Source organism: Asticcacaulis sp. W401b (genome assembly GCF_046503825.1).
Taxonomy (GTDB): Bacteria; Pseudomonadota; Alphaproteobacteria; order Caulobacterales; family Caulobacteraceae; genus Asticcacaulis.
Window position 1 is genome coordinate 192,640 of the sequence record NZ_JBKFEE010000006.1, and the last position, 12,092, is coordinate 204,731.

10 protein-coding genes are annotated in these 12,092 nt (G+C 63.1%); 3 read left to right on the plus strand and 7 right to left on the minus strand.

What is annotated here, in order from left to right; translation table 11 throughout:
* Window positions 1–17 precede the first annotated feature (17 nt).
* Both ACK8OE_RS14185 and ACK8OE_RS14190 read right to left on the minus strand, forming a co-directional pair.
* Window positions 18–737, minus strand: a complete 720-nt coding sequence (locus ACK8OE_RS14185; protein ID WP_410273058.1) for a TonB family protein — start codon at window positions 735–737, stop codon at window positions 18–20.
* A gap of 8 nt (window positions 738–745) precedes the next feature.
* The gene (locus ACK8OE_RS14190; RefSeq protein WP_410273059.1) at window positions 746–2,836 is read right to left on the minus strand and encodes a TonB-dependent receptor domain-containing protein; all 2,091 of its coding nucleotides are present in this window, start codon (window positions 2,834–2,836) and stop codon (window positions 746–748) included.
* Between the two features lie 194 nt (window positions 2,837–3,030).
* Here ACK8OE_RS14190 and ACK8OE_RS14195 point away from each other — a divergent pair, with 194 nt between their 5' ends.
* Entirely contained in the window at window positions 3,031–3,825 is a 795-nt protein-coding gene (locus ACK8OE_RS14195; RefSeq protein ID WP_410273060.1) for a DUF4198 domain-containing protein, read from the plus strand.
* A 22-nt stretch (window positions 3,826–3,847) separates the two neighbouring features.
* On the plus strand, window positions 3,848–4,336 hold the full coding sequence (locus ACK8OE_RS14200; protein WP_290795580.1) for a hypothetical protein: 489 nt from the start codon (window positions 3,848–3,850) through the stop codon (window positions 4,334–4,336).
* A gap of 204 nt (window positions 4,337–4,540) precedes the next feature.
* Here ACK8OE_RS14200 and ACK8OE_RS14205 read toward each other — a convergent pair whose 3' ends face one another.
* The gene (locus ACK8OE_RS14205) at window positions 4,541–5,302 is read right to left on the minus strand and encodes a LytTR family DNA-binding domain-containing protein (protein ID WP_410273061.1); all 762 of its coding nucleotides are present in this window, start codon (window positions 5,300–5,302) and stop codon (window positions 4,541–4,543) included.
* 161 nt (window positions 5,303–5,463) lie between these two features.
* Between ACK8OE_RS14205 and ACK8OE_RS14210 the strand changes: the two genes are divergently transcribed.
* A complete protein-coding gene (locus ACK8OE_RS14210; RefSeq protein WP_410273062.1) occupies window positions 5,464–6,429 on the plus strand; it encodes an alpha/beta hydrolase family protein in 966 nt (321 codons plus the stop codon).
* Here the strand turns inward: ACK8OE_RS14210 and ACK8OE_RS14215 are convergent.
* From ACK8OE_RS14215 to ACK8OE_RS14230, 4 genes are read right to left on the minus strand one after another with little or no spacing between them, the layout of a single operon-like run.
* On the minus strand, window positions 6,410–8,032 hold the full coding sequence (locus ACK8OE_RS14215) for a glycoside hydrolase family 43 protein (RefSeq protein ID WP_410273063.1): 1,623 nt from the start codon (window positions 8,030–8,032) through the stop codon (window positions 6,410–6,412). The genes ACK8OE_RS14210 and ACK8OE_RS14215 overlap by 20 nt on opposite strands.
* A complete protein-coding gene (locus ACK8OE_RS14220; RefSeq protein ID WP_410273064.1) occupies window positions 8,029–9,297 on the minus strand; it encodes an MFS transporter in 1,269 nt (422 codons plus the stop codon). The genes ACK8OE_RS14215 and ACK8OE_RS14220 overlap by 4 nt, the downstream gene beginning before the upstream one ends.
* Window positions 9,294–10,958 (minus strand): glycoside hydrolase family 43 protein, encoded by a 1,665-nt coding sequence (locus ACK8OE_RS14225; protein ID WP_410273065.1) that lies wholly within the window; start codon window positions 10,956–10,958, stop codon window positions 9,294–9,296. The genes ACK8OE_RS14220 and ACK8OE_RS14225 overlap by 4 nt, the downstream gene beginning before the upstream one ends.
* 10 nt (window positions 10,959–10,968) lie before the next feature.
* Complete coding sequence (locus tag ACK8OE_RS14230) at window positions 10,969–12,078, minus strand: endo-1,4-beta-xylanase (RefSeq protein WP_410273066.1); 1,110 nt, start codon at window positions 12,076–12,078, stop codon at window positions 10,969–10,971.
* Window positions 12,079–12,092: the final 14 nt, after the last annotated feature.

Here is a 12,092-nt window from a genome sequence, read left to right on the forward strand (position 1 = left end):
TCGCCCCAGACATTTTGTCAGTCCGTAAGGCTGAAGCGCGTCGCGAAGCTCAGGGACAGAACCTCACCCGCCACGGAATCCGGCGGACGCGGCAGGGGCTGGGCGTCGGCCAGCATGGCCAGCGCCGCCCGATCAATGTCGGCTGAGCCCGATCCGCGCTCGATCCGCGACGTCAGGACGCGCCCCTGGCGATCCATCTGAAAGCTGAGGACGACCTCGCCTTCGATGCGACGGCGTTTGGCCTGCGGCGGATAGAGTTTGAACTGTTCGATATGGTGGCGGAGACGCGCGGCATAGGCCGCTGGGGGCGGGCCTTGCAACGCGCTCGGACGCGGCGCACCGGCTGCGGCGGGTTGGGGAATGAGGGCCGCAGACGCAGGCGCACCCGCCGACGGAGGGGCCGCAGCGGGCTCGGTCCGAGCGGAGGCCGGGGCCGCTTGCGCTGAGGGCATGGCGGCCACGGGTGCCGACGAAGACAACGGCTGCGGCGTCGAAACCGCGACAGGCGCAGGCTTTTCAGAAGGTTTGATAGCCGCAGAGGGGGGGGTCTGAGCCTCTGCCGCTGACGGGGCCGTCTTCGCCACGGCCGGGCGCATCTCTATTGCCACCTCAAACACGGGCACCTCCACCGGCGGGGGCGTTGGCTGAGGCGCCAGCCCCGCGACGGCCAGCAGGAAGCCCCCGTTCACCAGAACGGAGGCCCCGACAGCCAGGCTTTTTTGACCCTTGCTCGTCACCGCTGGTTTCAGAACGTTTTGGCGAGGCTCAGGCGGACCGTCTGACCCGCGGCTGGCAGATAGCTGAGGTGCGGCTGATAATAGGTGTCGAAGATATTGTCCCAGTTCAGGCGCGCCTCGATCCCGGCCAGCGGGCCGGACAGCGGGCGATAGGTGGCAAACAGGTTATGCACCGTATAGGACTTGCTGGTGGCCGAAACGACGCCGGTGGTAGCGTTGTAGCTATACTGTTTGTCGGCGATATCGCCCTTCCAGCCGAGCGTTACCCCCTTTTCAGGAAACACCCAGCCCGCCGTCAGGTTCAGTTGCTCCGCCGGGATGGTGTTAAACGCGATATTCGTCACCTTGTTATAGCCATTGACCGTGGACCATGCCACGCGCCCGAAAATACGGCGTGAGGCGTATTCGGCCTCCAGTTCGGCCCCTTCATAGCGCGCTTCGCCGACATTGGTGTAGGCCGAAGCCGTGGTCGAGGTGCGCGTGACCAGGTTTTTGATGTCGTTCTGGAACACGGTCAGCTTGAGGTTCAGACCATCGCCCTTGCTGAACAGACCGCGCTTCGAATAGCTGGCGCCCACCTCGCGATTTTCCGACTCTTCCGGCTTGAGATTGAGGCTGATGGTCTGGGCCGCACCGCGCGTATAGATCTCATCCAGTACGGGCAGGCGCTCGGTATGCGACAGCGAGCCGAACAGTTTGACCTGCTCCGTCAGCGCATAGAGCACCGCCAGCTTGGGCGAGGTGGCGTCCAGTTCGACAGAGGAAGGCACGCCGGTCGTGCCCACCACATAGGTGCCCGCCCCAGGTTTCAGCTTCGACTTATCGTAGCGGATACCCGGAATAAGGGTCAGCTTGTCTCCGATCAGGATTTCATCCTGCACATACAGGCTGACGCGGTTCATATCGCCTTCGGGGTGGGTGGTCGCGCCATTGGTCAGGCTGCCCGTCGCGCTGTAACGCGGGTTGCGGCGCTCCTGATGATAGGTCTGCACACCGACGGTCAGAAAGTGCTCGACGGGACCGGTGGTGAAGGTCGAGACGTTCTCCACCTTCGCCTGCACGGTCTTGTAGCTGTACTGCGAGGTATAGCCGAGCGCGGTGGGCGAAAACTGGTTGTCGCGCTGATCGGTCTTCGATTCGTCGAAGGCGATCTGCGCCTTGAGGTCCAGCCAGTCATTACCTTCAAAGGCGTTGTCGTAACCGATCACGTAGTTGGTGTCGTCGGTCTTGCGGCGCACCTGACTGGTCGTAAAGGCCGCCTGCTGATCGTAGATCTGCCAGGAATCGTCGCTCCATTTCTGCGCGGAGGCCCAGACGCTGTGTTTGCGGTCGCCGCCAATATAGTAGCGGCTCTTGAGCAGCACCGACTCGCCCGCCGCCTGCGACGGGTTGACGATCTTGCCATTGCCATCGGTGTAGTTGCCGAAGTCGCGCTTGTTGGCGACCAGCAGCACATCGAGGTTTGGCATCGGCTTGGCCGCCAGAGTCGCCGACAGCAGCGTGCCCTCGCTGTTGCTGTCGTAGCCGCCCTTCAGACGCACCGCGAAGCGATCATCGCCCCTCAGGAAGTCCGAAGCGTCCTTGGTGGTGAAGTTGACCGTCCCGGCCAGCGCGCCGGAGCCATAGACGGTCGAAGAGGACGGCCCGCGCAGCACCTCAACGCGCTTGTAAAGCTCGGTATCGGTGAACAGGCTGCCCATGCGATAGCCCTCAAAGAACTTGGTGACGCCATCGACCGTGAAGACCACCCGGCTGTCCGATTCCGACAGGGCGGTGCCCATGCCGCGGATGTTCAGCCCCTGCCCCAGCGATGAGACGCCCCCGGCCGCATCGACCCCGGCCACGCCTTCCAGCAGTTCGCCCACCGTACCGGCCTGCGCGTTTTCGAGGTCCTCCTGATCGAGCACCGTCACCGACTGCGGCGTATCGGTGGCGACCTTTTCCTTGCCCGCCGAGACGACGATGCGCCCCAGCGACAACTGGGTGGTGGCGTCGGTCGTCTTGTCCGCTTCCTGCGCCAGAACCGGCGCGGCAGACAGGATCAGGGCGTTGAGCGCCAGAGCACTGACGGCCGGCAGACGGTATGATTTGAGTGACATCCCCATACTTCCTTTCAGAAAAAAATCGGCTGAGATTCGCCATAGGCCCCACGCCCATAGTTGCGAATAATTCTCATTGACTCGCCGACTACACCCTGAGGCGATGCGACGTCAAGCCACTTGCAAATAATAATGATTCTCATTATTGGATTCATGTCTTTCGGGCCACAGGGCTCTTTCAGGGATCACACGACATGACCGCCTATCGCTTTATCGGCATTACTCCGTTGCTTTTCTTTGGTTTATTGACCGCGCCCGCCGTGGCGCATTCGCCCTATCTCAAGCCCGCGGCCTTTACGGTCCCGGCACCGCGCGACCACGTAACGATCGAAGCGGCCTTCTCGGATGGCGATCTGCGTCCTGACGTGGCCATGAAGTCGGACGCCTTCCACATCATCGCACCGGACGGGACCGACACGCCCCTGCCCCCGGCGGCGACGCTTAAGGACGCGGTATTTCTCGAAGCGCCTCTAAAGGCCGAAGGCACTTATCTGATCTCTTCCGGCGTGCGTAAGGGCCGCGTGGCCAGGGGCGTCCTCCGCAACGGTGAGGTGCACTTTCTCGAAGGCCCCAATGCTGCCCGATCCGGCGAAACCGTCATCGACGTGCAAAGCCTGACGCGCGCCGATGTCTATGTGACGCATGGCCGCCCCAGCCGTCCCGATTTCCGCAGCAACGGCGTCGAACTCTTCCCCGTCACCGCGCCCTATGACGCCTATGCGGGTGAACCCTTCACCGTGCGCGTGCGTGAAAATGGCCAGGGTCTGTCGGGTCAAAACGTGACCGTCATCACCGACGGCCAGACCTATGCCACACCCAAGGTGGGCGAACAGACGCTGCGCACCAACGACGCGGGCGAGGTCACCTTCACGCCGAAGACCGCCGGCCTCTACCTCCTTCAGGTGCGCGTGCGCCGCCCCGCCGAAGGTCAGGCGAACCTGTGGCTCAGCCACACCGCCACCCTCACCCTTGAAGTCCTGCCCCAATAACTCGTTCTATAAGGATACCCGGATGAAAACGTCTCTTCTCATAACCGCCCTCATCGCGGTCTCGGCCCCGGCGCTGGCCGCCTCACACTCCACCTCGACCTTTATCGAGGAACAGGACCTCAATGGCGACGGCAAGGTGTCGCTTGAGGAATTCAAGGCTGGTCGCGCCATCGAATTTCGCAAGGCCGACTTCAATGAAGACGGCAGCTTGAGCGAGGCCGAATATATCGGCGAATACGAAGGCCGCCTGATGGCCAGACTCAGCCGCATCGGCGACCCGGAAAAGCGTCTGGAGGAACAGCAGCGCCAGATGCGTCAGGCCAAGGTGCGTTTCGGCGTCCTCGACACCGACAAGAACGGCGCCATCAGTCAGGCGGAACACCTCGCTTCGGGTCTGCGCATGTTCGACCTGCACGACCGCAATAAGGACGGGGCGGTGGATCACAAGGATGTGGTTCTGGCCGAAGACGCCGCCAAAAGCGGCAAGACGGGCGAGTTTGTGAATCCTTAGTGTCCTGAATCTGAAATTCGCATGCGCTTGATATCGCCCTCTGGCGAATTTCAGATTCAACAGGACACTAGCAAATTATTGTAACTCGTATCGTTTTTGAATTTGAAGTTCGCCCGGCTCTCGATATCAGAATGAAGCGAACTTCAAATTCACGATACTAGGCGGTGTCGGGCAAAAAAGGGCTTATCAGTGATAGGCCCTTTCTCACCCACCAGCATGTTCAAGCCAGCCGGCCTGACGCAGGTGCACCACCGCCGAGCGGGCGACCGGCGCGGTGAGGCCGTTGGTCAGGTGCAGGCGCATGGCGCGCGGCGTGCCTTCAATAGACCTGACCGCGTGACGCGCCACCCACCAGGACCGGTGCGTCCGCAGCCCTTCGACCTGAAGCTGGGCAATCGCCTGATGCAGGGGCATCAGCATCAGTTGCGCGCCCGTGGGCGTGTGGACGCGCACATAGTGGTCTTCCATCTGAAGGGCCAGCACGTCCCTCGGCAGGGCGGCGGGCGATTCCGTCTCTGAGAGAACGGGGCGCGCGGCCGCCCGACGCTGAAGCGCCCACACCACGGCAACCATCAACCCGGCGATCAGCAGGGTCTGGCCGTACCACAGGACCGGCGACAGATCGAAGCGATGCAGTTCCGGCCACAGCCAGAAGGCCGCTGTGCGCGTCAGAAAGGCCTGCAACAGACTGACGAGCCCAAGGGCGACAGCCAGCAGACTGAGGCTTTTCATCCCGCCGCCGGGGGCGAGGCGCCTGACCGCCCGCAGGGTGCCCCCGAACAGCGCTGCCCCCACCAGCATCGACACCACCCAATAGGCGATGCGCTTGTCCAGCCCCGTATTCAGATAGCTGCCGAACGGCCCCAGCACCCCCAGTATCAGCCCGGCGACCGTGGCCACGGCGGCCCATTGCGCGACGGGGTTACGGCTCAGTTGTGTCAGACGGTTGGAAAACGAAGTCGGCATCGGGGCTCAGAGCAAGGCGGTTTAGCGCACTATAGCGGCCTGCGCCCCGCACCGCCAGAGCGCCCAATCGCCGGACCACGTACCCGTTTGCCCATTGGCGAATGACGCCTTTACGCGCTGTGTCAGACGGTTAGAGCGGACGGGTCAAACGGAGATTTCTCATGCGCTGTCGCCTGTTATTCGCTCTCTTTATTTCGTTCGCCGCCCTTGGCATGGTCGCCCATGCGGACACCCCACAGGTCGGGTTCCGCCACGCCGTCACGGCTGAGGGCGTCGAGGTCGGCATATGGTTTCCCGCCGCAGGCACACCGGCCCGCCAAAGGCTGGGGCTTTACAGCCACGCGGTCGTGGCCAATGCCGCGCCCCTGCCCGGCGCGCATCCGCTGATCGTCATGTCGCACGGCACAGGCGGCAGCTTTTCCGGCCATGTCGATACGGCGGTGGCCCTGGCGAAAGCGGGCTTCGTCGTAGCGGCCCTCACCCATCCGGGCGACAACTGGCAGGACAATAGCCGCGCCACCCGGATCGAGGACCGCCCGAAGGCGCTCAGCCAGCTCATCACCTACATGCTGAACGAGGCACCAGAGCGTGGCGTCATCGACCCGCAGCGCATCGGGGCCTTCGGCTTCTCGGCGGGCGGGTTCACGGTTCTGGCGGCTACCGGCGGGCGTCCGGACTTTGCGCGCCTGATCCCGCATTGTCAGGCGCATCCGGCCTATTTCGATTGCCAGATGATCGCCAGCCATCCGCGCCCGACCACCGCCGTTCCCGCGCCTGCGATGCCCGCCGATACGCGCATCAAGGCGCTGATCGTGGCGGCTCCGGCGCTCGGTTTCACCTTTGCCGAGGGCCTGAAAGACCTGCGCCTGCCTGTACAATTGTGGCGCGCCGATGCCGATGAGATTCTGCCCGCGCCCGACTATGCCGATGCCGTGCGTCAGGCCCTGCCGCAACCGCCTGAGTTTCACGCGGTCCCCAATGCCGGGCACTTCGATTTCCTCGCCCCGTGCGTGGACGTCAATCTGGCCCCGCACATTTGCAAAAGCCGGGCGGGCTTTGATCGCGCGGCCTTCCACGACGCCTTTAATGCCGAGGTGGTGCGCTTCTTCAGCCAATCTCTGCGATAAAGTCGCGCTCGCGATAATCAAACCTCGCGAAATCGGCGGGCAAGCCTTCGCCCGACGTGTCCTGACAGGCCATGCCGACAAAGGCGCCGGTAAAGTTAGGCGCCCCCGGCACCGTGGCCTCGTCCGACAGGACACTGGCGTCGAAATGCCCGTGGATCCACGTCCAGTCGGCGTCCGCCGCCAGCCGGAAGGCAAAGCGCAGGCGCTCATAATCGACCTCGGCGCGCAGATGGATCGGACCATCGGCGACGGGATAGAGGGCGCTGAAAGCGTCACTGGTGGTGGAGTCCGGCAGGGCCGACATCACCCGCACGTGCCGCCCCGCCTGTTCGTCGTGGGTGACGTGCAGGTAGTGGTATTTGCTGCCATTATAGTAGCAGACCAGTCCCGCCGCCTGCTGATAATGGCGCGGCTGATAGTCGAGCACGGTTTCCACCGAATAGCAGAAGGCCTGCTGACGGCGCGCCACCAGCGCCTGTTCAAACAGGCTGCCCAGGGTTTCGCGCCCATAGAGCCGCAGATGTCCGGGCCGGTCACTGAGGCTGAACAGCTTTTCGGGATAGGGTGAGCGCAGCCACTGGAAGTCTATGGGCAGGTCCGGGCCGTTAAAATCGACGGAAGGTGCCTCAAAGGCCTCAGCGACCGGCTCCGGGCTTTCGGCGACCAGCAGGGGCAGGCCCTGCCCGTCCAGCGTGCGCAGCCAGCCGTCTTCGTCCCAGCGCATCGGCTGGATGGCCGTTTCGCGCCCCAGCACACAACGTCCGCGATTGGGCAGGGGCCGCCCGCACAGATAGACGAGCAGCGGCGTGCCGTCGCGCGCTTCGACCAGATCGCCATGACCGGCGCGTTGAAGCGGGCTGTCCGGGCGCAGGCGGCTGGAGAGAATGTGCGTTTCGGGGTGCAACTCATACGGCCCGGTGAGGGTCCGCGACCGCGCCATAGTCACCGCGTGGTTCCAGCCCGTGCCCCCCTCCGCCGTGATCAGGTAGTACCAGCCGTCGCGCTTATAGAGATGCGGCCCTTCGGCCATACCGAGCGACGTACTCTCGAATATGACCTTGCGTTCGCCGGTCAGACCCTGCGCTACCGGGTCATACTCCTGCAGCACGATACCGGCAAAGCGCACGCGGCCCGGCCGGTGATCCCACAGCATGTTGACCAGATATTTGCGCCCGTCATCGTCATGGAACAGCGACGGATCGAAGCCGCTGCTGTTGAGATAGATGGGGTCGGACCATTCGCCGTCGATGGTGGGGCAGGTGACCAGATAGTTGTGGAAGTCGCGCAGGGACGCGCCGCTGGCCCCGCCGACCGTGGTGCGGCCATAGCGTTTCACATCGGTATAGATGAGATAGAACAGGCCGTTATCGTAGGTCAGGCACGGGGCCCAGACGCCGCAGCTATCGGGGGCGCCGCGCATGTCGAGTTGCGCCGGACGGCGCAAAGGCCGCGTAATCAGCCGCCAGTGGATCAGGTCGCGCGAATGGTGGATCTGCACGCCCGGATACCACTCAAAGGTCGAGGTGGCGATGTAGTAGTCGTCGCCCACGCGCACGATGGAGGGGTCGGGATTGAAGCCCGGCAGGATCGGATTACGGATCACGTCACAGGCTCCGGTTCAGCCTTTGGCGCGCGGACCAGCGTCCACAGCACCACAGCGGCGATCAGGTCGAGCAGACCCAGTATCACAAAGAAGGGCTCATAGCCGATGGTGCTGACCAGCGCACCGATGGCCAGAGAGAACAGCAAGACCCCCAGATTGGCGAAGGTCCCGGCCATGCCGGTCACCGTCCCTACCTCGTTCTTGCGGAACAGGTCCGACGACAGGGTGATCACCGTCACCGACAGGGTCTGGTGCGCAAAGGCCCCCAGACACAGTAAACCGATGGCGACGAAGGGGCTTTTGACCCAGCCAACAAACATGATGCCGGTCATCAGCACCGCGCCCAGCGTAAACACCCAGCGGCGCGCGTCGATCAGGCCGATGCCGCGCTTTTGCAGCCACAGCACCACCGCCGGGCCAAATAGGCAGCCGATATCGGCAAAGACGAACGGCAGCCACGCAAACAGGGCAATCTCTTTCAGGTCAAAGCCGCGCGCGGTCGAAAGATAGAGCGGCATCCAGAAGGTCAGCGTCCCCCAGGTCGGGTCAGCCAGAAAGCGCGGCAGGGCAATGCCCCAGAAATTGCGCTGCCCCAGAATCTTCAACGGCGACGGGCGCGCCGCCGTGGCCTCAAGATGGCGCTCCTGACCGTCGCGGATATAGCTGCGCTCACCGTCCGAAATGGCCTTATGCTTGTCCGGCGACTGATAGAAGAGGAGCCACAGGACGACCCAGACCAGAGCGATAATGCCGGTAATCACAAAGGCGGCGCGCCAGTCGTAATAGAGGATGGCCCACACCACCAGCGGCGGGGCCAGCATCGAGCCCAGAGACGCGCCGATATTGTAGATGCCGCCCGCCAGCCCGCGCTCCTTCGCCGGGAACCATTCGGCAACGACCTTCAGGCCGCCCGGATGCGCCACCCCTTCGGCAAAGCCCAGAAGCCCGCGCAGCATGGCCAGCCCCTGCCAGTTGCCGGCAAGGCTGTGGGCGATGGTGATAATCCCCCACGCCGTGGCAAACAGGGCAAAGCCGATACGCAGACGGATCAGGTCGAGTATGTAGCCCGCGATCGGCTGCATCATGATGCCCAGTTGAAAGGCACTGGTGATGTAGCTGTATTGCTGCGGCGTCAGGCTGAGTTCCTGCGTCAGGGTGGGGGCGGCAACGCTCAGCGTGCTGCGCGTCAGGTAGTTGATGATGGTGCCCAGCATCACCAGAGCGATGATCCACCAGCGCAGATGCCCGATCCGTTTCAGCATCATTTCGCCTCATAGGCATAGGGCCCGATGAGGGTGCCGACAAAGCCACCCGCCTTACGCGTCGACAGGAAGGTGATATCGACGTCGCGGCTCAGAGTGCGGGTCTGACCATCCGCCGTATAGTCGGCCGTCAGGCGTCCACCGTCAAAGCGCAGGGTCAGGGTGACGTCGCGCGCCATCAGCGGGGCCGCGGCGATCAGCTTGTCTGCCGCTGTGTTTTCACGGGCATAAAGGGCGATCTGCGGCTTGCCGTCTATGCGCGTCAGGCCGAAGAACAGCCAGGCGTCATCGTTTTGCATGGCCGCCAGTCCGGCCCGGTCACCGTCTTTTTCCGGGCTGTAGGTGAGGGTCGTGGACACAGTGGCTATGTGGTGCTGCTGACGGTGGGCGATGAAGGCCAGCGTCCCTTTCAGGTCGCCGAGCGCCGACCCAGAATTGAGCACCAATGCCCCCTTGTCCAGCCGATAGACGGGTGTGTGCGGCGTGCGCACCCCGATCCACGACAGGGGCAGGCTCTTGCCGTCAAACGCTTCGCTAAAGCCGAAATCGCCATTGACCGGCTGAGCTGGGGCGGCCTGCGCCGGCAGGTTGGGCTTTTTTTCCGTGAAGGGAATGGCCTTGCCGTCTTCCAGAATGACCGGCCAGCCGTCCTTCCACGTCACGGGCAAGAGGAAGGTTTCGCGTCCGATATTGTACAGGTCCGGGCCATAGGGCCGCGTAGCGAGGAAGGTCGCCCACCATTCCCCCGTCTGGGTCTGCACCAGCTTGGCATGACCGGCGGAGGTCACGGGGTTTTGGCGCGCCGGGTCCAGTGTGCGCTGGCTGAGGATCGGGTTTTTGTCATAAGGCACAAACGGCCCCCGCACGCTTTTCGAGCGCAGCACCACCTGCGAATGCTGATCACCCGTGCCGCCTTCGGCCGCCGTCAGGTAGTAGAAACCGTCCTTACGCAGGATGTGTGGCCCTTCGATCCAGATGGGCTTTTTGGAAATATCGACACCGCCATTGACGATTTGCGTGCGCTCACCGACCAGTTTCAGCGCCTTGTAGTCGAATTCCTGAACCCAGATGGCGCGGTGGCCGTCATAGCGCGGCGTCTCGTTCGGCGCGCCATTGTTGACGATATAGGCCTTGCCGTCCGTGTCCCAGAAGATCGAGGGGTCGATGCCTTCGAAATCGAACCACACCGGATCAGACCACGGCCCCCTCGGGTCCTTGGCCGTGATGACGAAATTGCCTTTGCAATCGACGCAGGTGTTGACGATGTAGAACAGGCCGTCGTGATAGGAGATATCCGGCGCGAAGACCCCGCGCGACACCTTCAGCCCATCGAAATTGAGCTGTTCCGGGCGGCTGATCGCATTGGCGATCTGCGTCCAGTTCACCAGATCCTTTGAATGAAAGATGGGCAGACCCGGAAAGTGCGTAAAGGACGAATTGACGAGGTAATAGTCGTCGCCGACGCGCGTCACCGATGGGTCAGGATAATAGCCCGACAGGATGGGGTTGAGATATTCCCCCGGTCCCGCCTTCGCCTGCTCCTGAGAGCGGCCCTCATAGGTGAAGCGCTCAAAGCGCGCCGGCTCGGCCACAGCCGGTAAGGACAGGCCCACAGACAGGGCGGCGGAGAGGGCAGCCAGATATCGCATTGCCAGATATCGCATCGTCTGTCTCCTATCGTTTCGGGGCGGCCTTCAGCGCGGCGGCAATGGCCTCACGCAGGGGCTTGGGGCGATACTGGGCGTCATAGGGAGTCGGGCGTTGCGGCGTCTTGTCGGCGCGCGGCGTCCAGCCCTGAAGCCAGCTATGGTTATCGCTCATGCCCCAGCACAGGAACTGATCCAGTTGCTTGTAAGAGAACATCAGGTCGAGATAGTCCTTCGCCGCTGCGGCCACCCCGGCGTCGCGCACGGCGGTGTCGGTCGGCAGGTCCTTGTCATTGACGTCGAATTCGGTGATCAGCAGCTTGTAATCCATGCCCACAGCCGCGTCGATAAAGGCGCGCCACTGATCGTGCTGCGCCTCCTTGATGTGGCCGTCATTGCCGATATGGCTCTGGATGCCGAAGCCATCTATCGGGACGTTTTTCGCCCGCAGGGTTTCCAGCAGTTTGAGCACGCCCTTGCGGTGCGTCTCGTTGCCACGCTCCCACGACATATAGTCGTTATAGACCAGTTGCGCCTTCGGGGCGTATTCACGCGCCGCCTCAAAGGCGATGCGGATACACTCGAAACCGAGCGCCCTGGTAAACGGCGTGTCGCGGATGTCGCCGGTCTGGGGGTCGATGGTTTCGTTGACCACATCCCACGAAAACACCTGATCGCCGTAATGGGTGCAGACGCGTTTGATGTAGTCGCGCAGATAGCGTTCGGCCTCGCGCGCCGGGTTTGCGCCAAAGTCAATATTCAGCAGCCACTTCGGCATGAACTCGACCTTGTTCCACAACAGGGTGTGCCCGCGCAGTTTCATGCCGTTATCGCGCGCAAAGCCCGCAATCGTATCGCCGGGCGCGAAGTTATAGCGGTCCGGCTGGGTGGCGATGACATGGACCTTGAATTCGTTCTCCGGCACGATCACGCCGCATTCGGCCTTCAGTATGTCCAGATAGGCCGGTTCCATGGTGCCCGCGCTCAGCGCCGAACCGAACAGGATTCCCTTTTCGGCGGCCAGTGTCCGCAGAGACGGCCCGCTGGCGGCAAGAACAGGGGTGGACGCCATCACCGGAAGGGCGGCAGCGCTCAGGCCCGCCAGCACGTGGCGGCGTGTCGGAAGAAGATTAGGCATGGGTATCCCTGCAC